The sequence below is a fragment of the Enteractinococcus coprophilus genome (assembly GCF_006716305.1).
Taxonomy (GTDB): domain Bacteria; phylum Actinomycetota; class Actinomycetes; order Actinomycetales; family Micrococcaceae; genus Yaniella; species Yaniella coprophila.
Window position 1 is genome coordinate 868,553 of sequence record NZ_VFOU01000001.1, and the last position, 16,121, is coordinate 884,673.

Consider the following 16,121-nt stretch of genomic DNA (forward strand, 5'->3'; position numbering starts at 1 on the left):
GTTGATGTAGTAGTCGTCGCCTAGGCACGAGCACCTGTGCCAACATCGACGAAAGTAGGTCCAGCCCGTGCGAACTGGCATCACCCGGGCAGGGCCTCTATGTGCGTATCTCGGAAATGGAAAGCAATAAAATGGTTGAACCACAACAGTTTGGGCGTGGTGCTGGGTTTGCTGCCGGGGCGGCCAGTGGCTCGGTGCAGCGGAAGTTGCGGAAGATGAGTCGGCATCCTGAGGAGCCGCGAGTATTTTCACAGGCGAAGATTTTGCTCCCCATCGGGCTACTCATGAGCCTGGTCCTGACCCCCACCATGTACTTTCCGATCAGGGATTACGTGGAAGGTCAGACCGATGATATTTTTTCGATCATCATGCCGGGCGTGGCCACCTTTATGGGGTATTTATTCATAGCTCACGGACTGTTCCGGCGATTCGGGGTGGATCGAGACAAGATCTGGACGCGGTTTGGGAAACTGTTCTATCGGGAAGTACGGTTTGATCAGCTCGACCGGCTGGATACGGGTGTGCACCGGTTCAAGCTATATTCGGGTAAGACTCTGGTGAATTTGGACTATAACCGCTTCGATTATTCGCTGGCGTATATCCGGTTGCTTGAAGAGCTGCAGTACCGACGCTTTGAGCTCCAAGGGGTGAGCATTGATGATCCAGACTGGGACGAAACTGCACAGGGCTTCCGCAACACATTTGCGGCCAAAGTACACCGCAGCCATCGAGCGTTCTATGATGACCACCCGGAAGAACTCGAACGGCTCAATGCACTCGTCCAGCCACCCATGTCCTACATCAACTAGCGGTCGTAGAGCTCCTCAAACTGATTAGACTGATAACCGAGCGAGGGGAGACTTGGGATGAAAGTTGAAGGGGTGTATTCCTACGCACCGGGATCTGCCGAGCCTCGCATGATTTCTGCCGGCGTCGGCCATGTGCCAGCCGGTTTCCCGTCACCGTCGCAAGACTACTCAGATACTAAAATTGATCTGACCCAGATGCTCGTCCGCGATGAACTGTCCACTTTCATCGTCCGAGTCTCGGGTGATTCGATGCAAGATGCTGGCATTTACGACGGCGATAAACTCATCGTCGACCGGGGCATTGAACCCCGCGACGGGCACGTCGTTGTGGCAATTGTCGACGGTGAGATGACCGTCAAACGTCTCTGTATCACGCCCCACGGCGTCGTCCTGCAGGCCGAAAATTCCGAGTATCCCGATGTTGCCGTAGCCGAACTATCGGATCTGTTGATCTGGGGTGTCGCCACCACGTGTCTGCATCAACTGTAGACAGTCCCAGGACTACATCGCGTTAGTCGATGTCAACGCGATGTACGTGTCCTGCGAACGAGTCTTCGACCCCAGCTTGCACCACCGGCCGGTGGTCGTACTGTCGAATAATGACGGGTGTGTGGTGGCCCGGTCTGCCGAAGCAAAGGCCCTGGGCATTCCGATGGGGTATCCCTGGCTCAAACTCGAAGCCACCGCCGCCCAGCACAACTTAGTCGCCCGGTCGAGCAACTATGAGCTGTATGGTGAAATGTCGTCCCGCGTCATGGCGATCCTGGCCCGGTTCTCGGCCTGGATCGAGGTGTATTCCATTGATGAAGCGTTTTTAGGCTTGCGTGGCACCTTAGACGAGCTGCACGCCGTGGGCCAGCAGATCAAAGATACCGTCTTGAAGCTGACCGGTCTGCCGGTGTGCGTTGGCATCGCGAAGACGAAGACGTTAGCGAAGCTGGCCAACGAAGCGGCCAAAAAAGTCGATGCGCTTGGGGGGAGTGTGTGTCTGGGACCGCGTACCCGAAACGACCCGCGAACACGTGCTGCGCCGCCTGCCAGTGATCGAGGTCTGGGGGATCGGCCCCCGCGTGACCAAACACCTCAACGCGATGGGCATTTTTACGGTGGCCGACTTTCGAGACGCCGACCCAGTACATATCCGTGAGAAATTTTCGATTGTGCAGATGCGTACCCTGTTGGAGCTGCGCGAGACACCGTGTATCCCGTTGGAAGAAGAACGTGAAATCAAAGACCAGCTGATCTACTCGCGTAGCTTTGCCGAACCCGTCACGACCCGAGACGGCATGGAACAGGTGCTGAGCATCTATGCACAAATGGCCTCCACGCGACTGCACCGCCACGACCGCGAAGCCAAGGTACTCACAGCGTGGGCGATGACCAGCGCATTCAACGAAGATCAATCTCACCAGCCTGCCGCGACCGTTGCCCTGCCGGGGTATAGTACTGATCCGGTGGTGCTGACGAAAGCTGCCAGGAAGCTACTGCCGAAGATCCGGCCCGGCACCCGCTACGCGCGGGCCGGGATCGTAGTGACTGAGCTGCGCCTGGTCGGAGCGCAGCCGATGTTCAAGGAATTTGTCTCAGCCCACGAAGCCAAACACATCGGGCCACTGCTGGAACAAATCAAGCACGAACACGGCCCCGCCGCTATCGACCTGGGCCGAGCCGGACTGCGAGACGGCCCCGCATGGCAGATGCGCCGCAATATGATGTCCCCGCGCTACACCACCCATTGGGGCGAACTGCTGACCGTCAAAGCCGCGTAGATAGTAGAAACGTTCTCAGGCACACAGTCAGTGCCTCTAGTGTCATATGGGATACTAAGCGCATGGTCAAAGTCAGTCAGGCGCAACGGGTAGCTGCGGCCCGGGAATTTGTGCAGCGGTGGAAGGGTCTTGGCTACGAAAAGGGCGATACGCATAAATTCTGGCTAGATCTCCTGACGAATGTCCTGGGGATGGACGACGCTACAACTAACGTGATGTTCGAACAATCCACGGTCTCGCGCGGGTATATCGACGCGATCGTGGTGGACGCCAAGACGTTCATCGAACAAAAATCGCTGGGCGTGGATCTTGATAAACCAGAGCTACGCCAGAATGAGCCGGTCACCCCGTTCCAGCAGGCGAAGCGGTATGCCGATGCGCAACCCAATGTGCAGCGCCCCGACACCATCATCGTTTCAAACTTCTATGAGTTCAGACTCCACGATCTCGCCGAGGAACCCTACCCCGAACACAACTATGTCGCGTTTACCCTTGAGGAGCTGCCCCAGCAGCTCCATCTCTTAGATTTCTTAGTCGACCCAAAAGCAGATCGTCGCCAACGCGAAAAGACTGTCTCGGTTAATGCTGGCTATCTGATCGGCCAGCTCTATGACCTGTTGCGCGACCAGTACATCGACCCGGACTCACCCGAAGCCCAGCACAGTCTCAACGTGCTGTGTGTGCGCCTGGTGTTCTGCTTGTTTGCCGAAGATGCTGGCGTGTTTGAACGCGGCGCGTTTTATAACTACCTCAACGGCTTACCTGCCCGTCAGGTTCGGGTGGCACTCCGTGAATTGTTTTTGTATCTGGATACTGCACCAGCCGACCGGGACCCTTACGCTAGCGATCACCTGAAAGCATTCCCCTACGTCAACGGGGGACTCTTTTCGGATCATGAAGTGGATATTCCGCAGTTCACCGACGAGATTGTGGATTTGTTGCTGCATGAAGTCTCCGCTGGCACCGACTGGTCAACGATTTCGCCTACGATTTTTGGTGGTGTTTTTGAGTCCACCCTGAACCCGGAAACCCGCCATGCCGGGGGCATGCATTACACCAGCCCCGAGAATATTCACCGGGTCATTGATCCCGCATTTTTGGATGACCTCACCCAAGAATTGGAAGGCATTATCCAAGAACCAGGTGTCGGAGCAATCAAGCGTCGGAACAACCTGCGCCGCTACCAAGACAAACTCGCCAGCCTGAAATTTTTTGACCCCGCGTGCGGCTCGGGCAACTTCCTGACCGAAACCTATCTGTCATTGCGTCGGTTGGAAAACAAAGTCATCTCCGAACTGTCCCACGGCCAGACCTCCGTGGCGTTCGATGATCTGGATATTAGCCCGATTAAAGTCTCGCTCAATCAGTTCTTTGGGTTAGAAATTAATGACTTCGCCGTCTCGGTGGCTGGCACTGCCTTATGGATAGCCGAACTGCAAGCCAACCTCGAAACCGAAATGATCGTGACCCGCACCATCGAGTCCCTGCCATTGAGTGAAGGCAGTCGCATCCTCCAAGGCAACGCGCTCCAAACGGACTGGTCAGAAGTTCTTCCACCTGAGGACTGTGACTACATTATTGGCAACCCACCGTTCCTTGGCGCACGAAACCAATCCGCAGCACAAAAAGCCGAAGCCAAAGCAGCCTTTGCCGCCATTGGAGCGACCCGTAACTTGGGCGATATTGACTATGTTGCTGCCTGGTACGCCAAAGCTGTCACCTACATGGACGACCACAAAATCCGGGCAGCGTTTGTCTCGACCAACTCGATCTGCCAAGGCGCGCAAGTTGCCAACATCTGGCACCCTCTGTACGAACACGACATTCGCATTGACTTTGCCCACGATACCTTCCGCTGGGCTAACGAAAGCACCGACCCCGCCGCCGTCTACTGCGTGATTGTCGGCTTTTCCAAACTTGGCGGCAAAAAGACGCTCTTCCACTACCCAAATATTGATGGGGAACCCGAGGTGTCCCACCCCGAACGCATCAACGCCTACCTTAAAGACGCCCCCGATGTGTTCGTGTGGAATCGCAGCACACCGCTCAGCGACATCCCCAAAATGGGTATCGGATCACAACCCATTGATAATGGGAATTATCTGTTCACGCCCGAGGAAAAAGACGAATTTCTAACTCTGGAACCTGCGGCAGAAAAGTTCTTCCACCGTTGGTACGGGTCGCAAGAATTTATTCGAGGCATTGAGCGCTGGGTTATGTGGCTAGGTGAAGCCACATCGGCAGAACTCACTGCTATGCCCGAAGTGATGAAACGTGTACAAGCCGTCAGGGATTATCGACTGGCTTCAAAACGTGTCCAAACAAAGAAGGCCGCAGAACGTCCCCAGCATTTTGGGACCGAAGTCATCAGTGATGGAGACTCTTTGCTCATGCCGAAAGTATCTTCCGAAAGACGTCAATATATCCCCATTGGCATGGTGGGACCGGACGCCTTTTGTAGTGACCTGGTGTTCTTAGTTCCTGATGCGAGCCTGTATCATTTTGGGATCCTGCACTCTCGGGCACACAATGCCTGGATGCGCACCGTCGCCGGACGCCTGAAATCGGACTTCCGCTACTCCGCAGGAATTGTCTACAACAACTTCGTCTGGCCACAGATCACCACAGACCAGGAATGTGAAATCGCAGAACGTGCTCAAGCTGTCCTTGACGCACGAGAGCTGTACGCAGACGCCACAATCGCACAAATGTACGACCCGGACCATGACTGGTTGTATTCAGAACTCACTACAGCGCACCATGCCCTCGATGCGGCCGTGGAACAAGCCTATGAACTGACTCCCGGATGCGACGAGAAAATCATTCTTGAACGTCTATTCCAGCTCTACGCACGATCCCTCAACAGCTAGTAGCAAGAGGATCGCAACACAGACTTAGGACTTGAAGATTGCAGAACTGGGTAAAAATTGTCATCGGTGTCGTACTTCTTACAGGCTTAGTAGTGCTGTCGTTCTTCATTCCGTGGCCACAGACATGGAGTTTCCAGGCATTCCTTGAATTTCTTGGTGATGCGGAAGAAGACTGGCATCTATGGGCTGCATTGACGGCGTTTGGGACTGTTGGGGCGACTGTCGTTGCGCTCTATCTTTCTTTTGATGCTTGGCGTCAAAATAAAGCAGCGACGGCACGTGTAGTCAGTGCATGGATCACAGATGACTACGAACCGCGTAGTGATGGATCGTCTTATGAACGTACGATCAAAATGCATCTGGCTAACGAATCCAATGAACCCGTTTTTAGTGCCACGCCTAATGTCTATATCGGTAACGGACAAGTGCCGCTGGGGCCGCTTTCGGCACCCTCTCCAATCAGCGTGATCCCGCCTAGGCGGGAATTGGTGTTTGATATCTCCGTACCGCTTCTTGCGCATACCGATTCATGGCACCCTACCGTCAGCTTGGCATTTAACGACCCGAAAGGGCGACGCTGGCGACGCCTTCCAGACGGCACTTTGGAGAATGTCTCACGAAAGAAGTCACGTTGGAGTGACGATAGCGCGACGATGGACGAGAGAGTGCGCGGTGATGACACTGTGCTCAACCCAATGTTTATCACGGAAATATTCCTTGAAGGGCTAGAGCAGAATGAACCAACATTTGAGCACATGCAGCCGGTGCTTGCAGAAAGCGCAGCAGAAGATTGGGCCGAAGTGAATTGGGCTGAGCTGCAACAAGAGGTGAGTGGTTATCGCCCTACCTCAATGATCGATTATCCTGCGCCACGAATCGCCCGGATCAAACTCTCGGGTGATACGACCCTTGAAGGTCGTCAAGTACAAGGAGACGGAACAGGAATTGAGCTAAGGGACGTGCAGTTCTTGACGCTTGTATTCGAGACTGAGCGAGGCTGGCGTGTATTTGGCATCGGGGGCGCGCTACGCCCAGATCGAATATATTTCGGAGATTCACTGCAGGACGAGATTCGGCTCTACTCATAATGCCAAACCTGTGCCTGTTAACTTCGTGGGGCGGCTTTTCGCAGCTTCATTTTGCGGTCTGTCCGTTATTTCTCGTGTTGCTACCCAAATGCACCACTACACCACCCGCTGGGGTGAGCTACTGACGGCGAAAGCCGCGTGAATCTTGCGAGTATCCTACTCTGGTGGTGAGACACGTCAGCCTAGGGCTCAAGAGAAAGTTGGAAAATGCACAGCGAAGGGATCAGTCAGCACCCGGTATGGGATGCGTTAGACAACGCCAGACTACAGCTTGAAGGTCTAGCTAAGAACGTTATAGGGACAGAAGTTCCTCCGGCATTTGAGATTCTTCGCAGTATTACTGTTGCGGAAACGCTGAAAGGCGTTCCACCTATTTTTGTTGCCGAGGAAAAGCTCAACCAACTTACTGAAACAGCCAAAGGAATCTCCCAAGCGGTCGTCACCGGTTTGGAGGATGAAACTGAGGTTGTGCAGCAGTTGTCAGAGTATTCCCAAGAGATGGCTACGATACTTCTTGCCCTGCCGGTTAACTTCCACACTGATGCAGGGCTAGGCCAGTATGAACAGTCAGTACAAAATTTCGTGAGCATTCTTTCCTCAACTGCTGATTACTTAAGAGATAAGAACGATGAAGCTGATGCGCTGCTTGAAGAATATGAACGTCAAGTTGATGAGAAGAAAGAACAGGTAGAACAGGACTTTAAGAAGCGTCAAGAAGAGTTAGCGCAGCAGTTGTCAGACCTCCAAACAAAGGTAGATGATGTCAAAGAAACCATTGAGACGCAGAAAACCCGGCTTGATAAAGCCCTGAATGATTTCTCAGAAAAATCGTCGGCTCAGGTTGCAGCCGCAGACGAAAAACATGCGGAACTGCGGCAGGAAGTCGAGGAACAATCGTCTGAGCAACGCCAGCGAATCCAGGAGCAAGCTAAGGCGATAGTCGATCAGCTCACCGAATACGAGGACCAAGCAAGCCGATTAGTGGAATCCACCGCGAAAGGAACGATCTCGACTGACTACGGTGCTCGGGCCAAGGCAGAAGGTATAGCTGCGCTGGTGTGGAGCATCTGTGCTGTTGTAGTAGCTTTGGCTGGTTTATGGGTGCTTGTCCAAGGCGTAGGCAACATCGAGGCTATGACAGTTTCGCAGACGATCTGGAAATCCAGTGTGACGCTCGTACTGTTAGCCGTCGCGGGATATATGGGCAGCGAAGCTGGTGCGCACCGTAAAGAAGAACGAGACGCGAAGCGTACGCAGCTGGATCTGAATGCTATTCACCCGTTCTTGAGTCAAATGAACGAAGAAGAGGCAGCACCCTTGCGGAAAGAGTTTGCACAAAGAGTGTTTATCAGACCTCTAGCAAACGAAAAAAGCCACGATGGGTTCCGACTCTTACCCCTACCTACTAGCCGCACAGAAGAAAAAGATTCTCCCCAAGAGTCTCAGGGGCAAAAGCCACAATAACTAATAGACGCTGCCCTCGTATCCAAGGGACAAGAATCGATACGTTGACCCTATGAACTAGGTTCAGGTATGTAAACGCGGGTATACCCGTGTGGTGGCCTTGGATGCAGCGTGCTGGTTACTCAGTCAGAAGGCTTTCACCTTTGGCGTCCAGGAGTTGTTCGATCTCGTGCATCTCAGCGGTTTGGATGTCGATCATTTGTTGGGCTAGGTCCACTAGAGGTTGGTAGCCGCCGTTGTCGATTTGGTCGTGGGTCATGGCAATGGCCCCTTGGTGGTGGAAATGCATCAGCTGGAGAAATCGGGTGTCTGCTTCCTCGCCCGCAAGTGTTTCCAGTTGGTCCAGCTGTTCTGGGGTGATCATGCCATTGGCGATGTGGGGGGCATGATGTGCCATCAGGTCGTGTTGGTCCCATTGCTCAGCCCAGCCGACCATGCTGTCGATTTCTTCTTGTTGGCCGACTTTGATCCGGTCGGCTAAGTCCGCGGTGGCTGCGCTGGTGCCCTCGGCGGTCAGGATGATCTCACTCATGTCCACGGCTTGTTGATGATGTGGTGTCATCATCGCCACAAAGTGCAGGTCCACCTCGTTGACTTCTGCGGGTTGATTGGCTCCGGCTGTCACTGCGACACCATCCATATCGGTCTGAGGGGCGTTTGTGGCGTCTTGGTCTTGTCCGGCGCATGAGACCACACTGGCCCCCAGTATCGCAACGGCAATCAAGCCGGTGATGCGGCGCCGTAGTGGTGTTCCTGTCATGAATGGAGCCTTTCCACGACTGAAGTATCTGACGTAGCGTCCAAGATAGGACTACCCCCTCAGGGTACCGTCGGGGCGTTGAGGACGTGTCCGTTGTGCTCAAGGTGTCTTCCACGCAGCGCCCTGGGGTCGAGACCCCGGTCCAGCTCAGGTTGGGAGCAGGTCAGTAGCCTGCTGACCTGCTTTTACTTATCGATCTGGTCCACTTGGGCAGTGGGCGCAGGAGGTTGAACGTCTGGCCGTGGTGGTTTTTAGGAGCGGACGAGGCGGGCGATGGCGTCGGCGGCTTCGGTGAGTTTTTCTTCGGCTGCTGGCCCGTCGGTTTGAGCTGCACGGACGACGCAGTGGCGCACATGGTCATCGAGTAGGCTCAGCGCGACGTTGTTCAGGGCTGAGGTGATGGAGCTGATTTGGGTGAGGATATCAATGCAGTAGGTCTCTTCATTGATCATGCGATGAATGCCGCGGGCTTGGCCTTCGATGCGTTTCAATCGGGCCAGGTAGCGGTCTTTGTCACTGATATAGCCGTGGTCAGCGGATTCGGAATGCGGGGTGTTGGTCATGGGTCTACTTTCGGGTTGCACCGGTGTTGTCACAGCAGTGTCTCATGTTAGGCGTCCAAGGTTTCGGGTGCCCGATCCAGAGACCTAGCCGCACTGGCGGCCGGGGTGAGATCCAAGCGGCGCAACAGCTGGGCATTGAGGGCGACCACCACGGTGGAGGCCGACATCAAAATCGCCCCCACGCTCATGGGGAGCACAAACCCGATGGGGGCGAGCACCCCGGCGGCCAGGGGGACGGCCGCGATATTATACCCAGCAGCCCACCACAGGTTTTGTTTCATTTTCCGGTAGCTGGCCTGGGAGAGTTCAAATACGGATAGTACCGAGCGTGGATCCGAGGAGGCCAGGATGACCCCGGCCGAGCCGATGGCCACATCGGTGCCAGCACCAATGGCAATCCCGACATCGGCCTGGGCTAAGGCCGGGGCGTCGTTGACGCCATCACCGACCATGGCCACTTTGCGGCCCTCGGCTTGCAGTTCGGCGACTTTGGCGGCTTTATCTTCGGGACGGACCCCGGCAAAGACCCGGTCAATGCCTAACTCGGTAGCGACCGTTTCGGCCACGGCTTGGGCGTCGCCGGTGATCATCACGACTTGGACCCCATGGGCATGCAAGGCGTCCACGGTGTCGCGGGATTCGGGTCGGATTTCATCGGCGAGGCGCAGCGCGCCGATGACCTGTCGATCGGCTAGGACGTGGAGAATGATGGCGCCTTCGTCGCGCCATTGCCGGGCGATGGGTGCCTCTGCTTGGCCATGGTGGTCTAACAGGTAGGGGCCGCCGACTTCGATGACCGTGCCGTTAACGGTGGCTTTGACACCCACGGCGGGTGAGGAGGAGAACTCGGTGGCAGCAGGCACGTCGAGTTCGCGGGTGCGGGCAGCGCCAACAATCGCGGTGGCTAAGGGGTGCTCGCTGTCGGTTTCGGCAGCAGCAGCCAACGCTAACACGTCATCTTCGGTGCGATCGCCCACGGGGTGGATCCCGGTGACGGTGGGCTCGCCTTTGGTCAGGGTGCCGGTTTTATCGAACAGTACCGAATCCACGGTGCGCATCGATTCTAGCGCCAGGCGGTCTTTGATCAATACCCCGCCACGGGCGGCGCGTTCGGTGGCAATGGAGACCACCAACGGAATGGCCAGCCCCAAGGCGTGAGGACAGGCAATGACCAGCACCGTAATGGTGCGTACTACGGCGGCGTCGGGCACCCCCAGCATGGACCACACCAGCGCGGTCAGCACTGCGGCCCCGAGGGCGAACCAGAACAACCAGCCCGCCGCCCGATCAGCGATGCGTTGGGCTTTGGACGAGGAGGCTTGGGCATCGGCGACGAGTTTCTGGATCCCCGCCAGCGCGGTGTCATCTCCAATGGCGGTGACTTCGACCCGCAGGCCGGAATCTGTGGCCACGGTGCCGGCCACGACGTGGTCGTCCTGCCCGCGTCGGACGGTTTTGGATTCTCCGGTGACCATGGATTCATCCATGGAGGCACTACCATCGACGATCTGGCCATCAGCCGGGACCGCAGCACCTGGCCGGACAATGACGACATCTCCGACGACCAGCTCAGCCGGAGTGACCGTCACCACCTCGTCGCCGTCGATCTTCTCGGCTTCATCCGGCAGCAAGGCGGCCAGGGAGTCTAAGGCGGAGGTGGTTTGGGCCAGGGATCGCATCTCAATCCAGTGGCCTAACAACATAATGACCACCAGTAGGGCCAATTCCCACCAGAAGTTCAGCTCGTGATCCAGGATGCCTAAGGTCGCGCCCCAGGAGGCAAGAAAGGCCACCGTAATGGCTAACCCGATAAGCAGCATCATGCCCGGCTGTCGGGCCCGGATCTCGGAGACGGCGCCCGTCAAGAAGGGCTGGCCGCCCCAGAAATAGATGATCGTGCCCAGAATGGGCGATACCCACCAGACCCACGCGGCCTCAGGCAGTTGATAGCCCAGCAGGTGGGCGAACATCGGATTGAACGCCACCACCGGGATGCCCAGGACCAACATGATCCAAAACAACCGCCGGAACTGTCCGACATGGTCTCCGTGGTCCCCGTGGCCGTGACCGGCATGTCCACCGTGTGCTTCGTGGCCGGCATGGTGTTGGCCCTCCTGGCCGTGCCCGCCCGAGGCATGTTCATGATGCTCATGCCCACCGTGCCCCATGGCAGTTTCGTGGCTTGCGTGATGATCCGTGTGGGTGGCGGTGGCCTTAGCAGACTGGGGCTGGTCGTGAGCCGTATGGCCGTTGGGGTGGTGGTGTCCGTGGTGGTCGCGTGCAACCATGCCGGATTCCTTTCCGTGGAGGTGATCATGAAATGTTGCCGTGCCCGAAGATCCGGGCGATATCAATCGAGCGTGTAGCGCCTCGTGAGGGCCTGTGGGCTCATCAGGTCGTTGGGTTGGGTGGTGGTTTCACGCTAGACACTCGACGCACGGTAACCCGCCGCATCGACCGCGGCTAGCACGGCAGCATCATCAACCGGCTGCTGACCGGTGACGGCCAATCGACCCGATTGGGCACTGACCTGGACGTCGGTCACTTCGGGAAGCTGTGAGACGGCCTCGCGAACCGAGGTCTCGCACCCACCGCAGCTCATTCCCTGGACGACAAATTCACTAGTGTGCATTCCTGTGCTCCTTTTCCGACATGCTTGCCTCGATACTCTATACCCCTATAGGGTATATTTCAATGAATAGTTTCCTTGGCATCCTGCCATTCCAGGATGGCCACAGGGAGGGCTCACAGTGTGAAATGACCTTTGTGCCGTGAGATCTTTGCCGGAGCGGAACCGTCCAGAGATGCGTTCTTACGATAGGAGCACTGATGAACAAACTGACTCTGATGACTCGACTTACTCTCGGCGCAGCAGTGGGGGCCTTGGCCCTGACCAGTTGTGCCGGAACCGGTGACGACGAGACCGCCCCAGAATCCACCCCCACCCAAGACCAGACGCAAACCGATACCTCCACTTCTGATGCACAAGCCCACGATCACGACCCAGACGGCGGCCCACCACCAGCAGGCATCCAAGAAGCCGAGAACCCCAGGTATCAGGTAGGCGAAGAGGTCATCTTGCAGGCCGACCACATGCCCGGCATGGACGGTGCCGAGGCCACCATCTCCGGCGCCTTTGATACCACCACCTACTCCGTCAGCTACACCCCGACCGATGGGGGCGAGCCGGTGACCGATCACAAATGGGTCGTGCATGAAGAACTCGAAAACCCCGGCGAAGCGCCGCTTGAAGCCGGCAGCGACGTCGTCTTAGACGCCGATCACATGCCGGGCATGAAGGGTGCCGAGGCCACCATTGATCGCTCCACCGACGAAACCGTCTACATGGTTGATTTCGCAATGGACGGCATGGAGATGACTAATCACAAATGGGTCGTGGAAAGCGAAATCCAACCCGGCAACTAAGACCCCACCAGCCCACACCCCAGCAGATGGCTGCGCCCATCGTCAGCGATGGCCGACCGGTGTGAGATAGTAGCAAGCATGCCAAAGGACCAGTCGAAGAGGTGTTTCGACTGGTCCTCTGGCATTGCTGGGTCTGGTGGCTTAGCCGATGACTGCCAGCAGGTCTGCGCAGGCCTGTTCACAGCGTCGACAGGCCTCAGCGCACACGCGACAATGTTCATGCATTTCGGCGTGTTGTTCACACTCAGCGGCACATGCAGCACACGCGATGCGGCATGCTTCTAACGCGGCCTTCACGGTGGCCAGATTACTGCCGGTACGCCGACTCAACAGGTGACCGGTGGCGGTGCACACATCGGCACAGTCGAGGTTGAGGCGAATGCAGTTGCGCAGCTCGGTGACCATTTCCTCGCCCAGGCAGGCATCCGCGCAGGCAGTGCACGTCTGAGCGCACTGAAAACACGCCTCAATACACGCGGCTAGCTTCTGCACATCCAAGCCACTGGTGTCATTGGGATGGGTTTCCAGCATCGACGTAATATGCGTCATGATCGGCTCCTTCGGTTCGGTAGCTTCTCAAGCGATCATAGGGCTTCTGCCCTACCAGCGACCCTACTCGCCCGTGGGTATGGCGACAATGAAGGGTGTTATCTTCCAGGGGCTCCATCCCGTCCCCTTTTGGATGAATCACCAGACGTCCTCGGCGCTGTGTGGCAAGTCGGGTCATGTCACATCGGCGACGCAGATTGTTCTTAACTCATGGTGAGGCGCAACGCTGTTTGGCGTGTTTTCGAAGGTTTCTCGGGTGGTCTGGAACACCTTCGAGACCCCACAGGGGGCCGCATTGGTAAGTGGTAATGGTACGTCGGGCCGCCTAGGCGAGGGCTCGGATGCTGCCAGCGGTGACAGGGGAAGGTATCTATCACCACACCAGTGGCGACGCTTAGGATGGTCTAGGCGTGGTTTTGATCATGGATGTCAACACCGCCGACAGAGGGTGAGCCTCCTCTTCTAGAGTGCCCCCGTATACTTTTAGAAGCAATTATGGACGGTCAGGTATCTCTAAGGTTAAATTCAGGATTTTATGAGCAAGTCGTTACTTCACCGTAATTGCAGCGAAGTAACCACTCGGCTCCTCGCGCGCAGGCGCGAAAATAGTCACCCTGGGTTGCGTTTTGATAACGATAGTGTCACGCTATATAACGTTTCCATAACGACTAAGGGGCTCGTTCTTGAGTGAATCAGAGGGTCCCCCTTATACCTCGATCTTCTGAGAGATACGCACAATTATGACTTACACAACTCGCCGTGAACGCATCGAAGCCGAGAAGCGTCACCGTCGCGGTCGTCACATGCGATCCATGAAAGTTGGAATGGCCAGTTTCGCGACTTTCGCGGGCGTCAGCGTAGCCGGAATTGCGCCAGCTCATGCCGATTACACCGTGGAACGCGGAGACACTCTGTCCGAAATCGCCGCCCAGCACGACAATGTCACCGTGTCAACCCTTATGCAGTCAAACGGGCTGTCTTCAAGCCTCATCTATCCGGGTCAGCGGCTGTCGTTCTCGGGTAGCTCCAGCTCTTCTGAATCCGCTTCCACTAAAACTTACACAGTTGTATCCGGGGACACCCTATCCGAAATCGCTGCCCAGCACGGCACCTCCGTCTCAGCGTTGATGAGCGAAAACGGGTTAACCTCGACCTTGATCTACCCCGGTGATCAGCTAACCATTCCTGGCGGCTCAAGTTCTGCTAGCTCAAACGCTTCGACGAGTTCCTCTGGATCAAACCCCTCCGCTAGCATCTCGACGAGTTCCTCCCGGTCAAACTCCCCCGCTAGCACCTCCACGACTTCTAACTCCCCAGCGAAGAGCAGCGCAGCCACACAGACCGCAAGCAAGTCTGCCCCCTCAACCTCGGGCGCTTCGTGGGCCATCAGCACTGCCAGCAGCTCAAGCGCAAGCTACCGTCTGGGTGCTAATGGCGAAGGTAACCAGTGGGACTGCTCCAGCTTCACCCAGAAAGCCTTGAGTCAAGATGGTAAGAGTATCCCGAGGACCTCAGCAGCACAGTATGCCTCTGCACAGAAAATCTCCAAGGACCAGCTGCGGTCAGGTGACCTCGTGTTCTACGGCAACGGCGGAGTGTCCCACGTGGCCGTTTATGTCGGGAACGGCCAGATTGCCCACGCCCGCAACCCAAGCGCAGGTCTGTCCGTGAACAGCCTCGACACTTACTCCCAGTATAACAACGTGCTCGGATACGGACGCTACTAAGCTACAAGAGCGCTATAAAGCTCTTTAACTAGATTTGCCCCCGACGATACTATGCGTCGGGGGCAAATTTGTACCCCGAGCATTGTGACTGTTAACTTCGTTTAGCGGCCTATATCAGTTTCAATTGGCGTATTGCTTGCGCTACAACCCCTCACAGCAACTAAGGCAATTAATTCACCGACTTTGTGCTGCAGTCACTTTTTGCAGATGCCCTGTCGAGATCAATAGAGCACGCTCTAGTATTTCTGCGACTTGAGGTCGTTTCCAAGATCGAGCATAAATTTTTTTCCCTGCACGACTTGGGGTAACCAAACTCAGGGTTTCTTGCAAGCCGCATTAGTCATAGATGTCCTAGATGAGTAAGACAAATTTCATCCGTATCTTTAGAAGGAAATGTGTCAACTCAGGTATACCTGAATAAGGCCTCTTTATCTGGGAAGAACAAGCGCACAGTGCTCAAGTTCAGGGTTTTGATAGTGGTTATAGATTCTAAGCGGAGGGGCTGAGATGACCGGAGGATGCATGAAACGCACGACTGTAGCCACCCGAATCAGTGCTGTAGCAGCTGTTGGGGCACTGTTCTTGGCAGGCTGTGCCACCGATACAGAACAAGACGCAACTGAGGACCAGCCCACCGCCACGCAAACTGAGGAACATGCGCATAATCCTGATGGTGGTCCCGCACCCGAGGATCTTGCCGAGGCAGAAGATCCTACCTACCCAGTAGGTACCACGGTAGAACTTACTGCGGATCACATGCCGGGGATGCAAGGCAGTGCAGCCACCATTTCTGGGGCATTTGATACGGCCACCTACTCGGTAACATATACCCCCACTGATGGATCCGAGCCGGTGGTGGATCACACATGGGTGATCCATGAAGAATTAGCCGACCCAGGCACCCCACCATTAGCAGAGGGCACTGAAGTGGTCTTGGCAGCTGATCATATGGAGGCCATGGACGGTGCTGACGCCACCATCGAGGCCTCCACACAAGAAACCGTGTACATGGTGGATGCGACCATCGATGGCACGGAGCTGACCAACCACAAATGGGTAGTCGAAAGTGAACTCCAACCAGCCGAATAATATCGAT

The 16,121-nt window shown here is 56.1% G+C and carries 15 protein-coding genes; 10 read left to right on the plus strand and 5 right to left on the minus strand.

The window, feature by feature from the left end; translation table 11 throughout:
* Positions 1 to 131: 131 nt before the first annotated feature.
* The 7 genes from FB556_RS03965 to FB556_RS03990 all read left to right on the plus strand — a co-directional run bounded on the left by FB556_RS03965 (position 132) and on the right by FB556_RS03990 (position 8,000).
* Positions 132 to 809, plus strand: a complete 678-nt coding sequence (locus tag FB556_RS03965; protein WP_141864927.1) for a hypothetical protein — start codon at positions 132 to 134, stop codon at positions 807 to 809.
* 57 nt (positions 810 to 866) lie between these two features.
* Positions 867 to 1,298, plus strand: a complete 432-nt coding sequence (locus tag FB556_RS03970) for a LexA family protein (RefSeq protein WP_379984688.1) — start codon at positions 867 to 869, stop codon at positions 1,296 to 1,298.
* Positions 1,267 to 1,956, plus strand: a complete 690-nt coding sequence (locus FB556_RS13800; protein ID WP_342774652.1) for a Y-family DNA polymerase — start codon at positions 1,267 to 1,269, stop codon at positions 1,954 to 1,956. The genes FB556_RS03970 and FB556_RS13800 overlap by 32 nt, the downstream gene beginning before the upstream one ends.
* Entirely contained in the window at positions 1,880 to 2,578 is a 699-nt protein-coding gene (locus tag FB556_RS13805; protein ID WP_342774653.1) for a DinB/UmuC family translesion DNA polymerase, read from the plus strand. The genes FB556_RS13800 and FB556_RS13805 overlap by 77 nt, the downstream gene beginning before the upstream one ends.
* Before the next feature lie 62 nt (positions 2,579 to 2,640).
* The gene (locus FB556_RS03980; RefSeq protein WP_141864929.1) at positions 2,641 to 5,448 is read left to right on the plus strand and encodes a class I SAM-dependent DNA methyltransferase; all 2,808 of its coding nucleotides are present in this window, start codon (positions 2,641 to 2,643) and stop codon (positions 5,446 to 5,448) included.
* A gap of 38 nt (positions 5,449 to 5,486) precedes the next feature.
* The gene (locus FB556_RS03985; protein WP_141864931.1) at positions 5,487 to 6,536 is read left to right on the plus strand and encodes a hypothetical protein; all 1,050 of its coding nucleotides are present in this window, start codon (positions 5,487 to 5,489) and stop codon (positions 6,534 to 6,536) included.
* A 207-nt stretch (positions 6,537 to 6,743) separates the two neighbouring features.
* A complete protein-coding gene (locus tag FB556_RS03990) occupies positions 6,744 to 8,000 on the plus strand; it encodes a hypothetical protein (protein WP_141864933.1) in 1,257 nt (418 codons plus the stop codon).
* A gap of 118 nt (positions 8,001 to 8,118) precedes the next feature.
* Here the strand turns inward: FB556_RS03990 and FB556_RS03995 are convergent, their stop codons facing one another.
* The 4 genes from FB556_RS03995 to FB556_RS04010 all read right to left on the minus strand — a co-directional run bounded on the left by FB556_RS03995 (position 8,119) and on the right by FB556_RS04010 (position 11,955).
* Positions 8,119 to 8,760: a DUF305 domain-containing protein gene (locus FB556_RS03995; protein WP_141864935.1), complete on the minus strand. Its 642-nt coding sequence runs from the start codon at positions 8,758 to 8,760 to the stop codon at positions 8,119 to 8,121.
* Between the two features lie 251 nt (positions 8,761 to 9,011).
* Positions 9,012 to 9,323 (minus strand): metal-sensitive transcriptional regulator, encoded by a 312-nt coding sequence (locus FB556_RS04000; protein ID WP_141864937.1) that lies wholly within the window; start codon positions 9,321 to 9,323, stop codon positions 9,012 to 9,014.
* Between the two features lie 47 nt (positions 9,324 to 9,370).
* Positions 9,371 to 11,611 carry a heavy metal translocating P-type ATPase gene (locus FB556_RS04005; RefSeq protein WP_141864939.1) on the minus strand — a complete coding sequence of 747 codons (2,241 nt, stop codon included), beginning with the start codon at positions 11,609 to 11,611 and terminating at the stop codon, positions 9,371 to 9,373.
* A gap of 134 nt (positions 11,612 to 11,745) precedes the next feature.
* Positions 11,746 to 11,955, minus strand: a complete 210-nt coding sequence (locus FB556_RS04010) for a heavy-metal-associated domain-containing protein (protein WP_110123102.1) — start codon at positions 11,953 to 11,955, stop codon at positions 11,746 to 11,748.
* A 197-nt stretch (positions 11,956 to 12,152) separates the two neighbouring features.
* On the opposite strand from FB556_RS04010, the gene FB556_RS04015 reads away from it, so the two are divergent.
* Positions 12,153 to 12,749, plus strand: coding sequence for a YdhK family protein (locus tag FB556_RS04015; protein ID WP_141864941.1), 597 nt, complete (start codon positions 12,153 to 12,155; stop codon positions 12,747 to 12,749).
* 141 nt (positions 12,750 to 12,890) lie between these two features.
* Here the strand turns inward: FB556_RS04015 and FB556_RS04020 are convergent, their stop codons facing one another.
* The gene (locus FB556_RS04020) at positions 12,891 to 13,298 is read right to left on the minus strand and encodes a four-helix bundle copper-binding protein (RefSeq protein ID WP_141864943.1); all 408 of its coding nucleotides are present in this window, start codon (positions 13,296 to 13,298) and stop codon (positions 12,891 to 12,893) included.
* Positions 13,299 to 14,038: 740 nt separating this feature from the next.
* Here FB556_RS04020 and FB556_RS04025 point away from each other — a divergent pair.
* Together FB556_RS04025 and FB556_RS04030 are read left to right on the plus strand one after the other, a co-directional pair.
* Positions 14,039 to 15,025, plus strand: a complete 987-nt coding sequence (locus tag FB556_RS04025) for a C40 family peptidase (protein ID WP_141864945.1) — start codon at positions 14,039 to 14,041, stop codon at positions 15,023 to 15,025.
* Between the two features lie 522 nt (positions 15,026 to 15,547).
* Positions 15,548 to 16,114: a YdhK family protein gene (locus FB556_RS04030; RefSeq protein WP_043057146.1), complete on the plus strand. Its 567-nt coding sequence runs from the start codon at positions 15,548 to 15,550 to the stop codon at positions 16,112 to 16,114.
* The last annotated feature ends 7 nt before the right edge of the window (positions 16,115 to 16,121 follow it).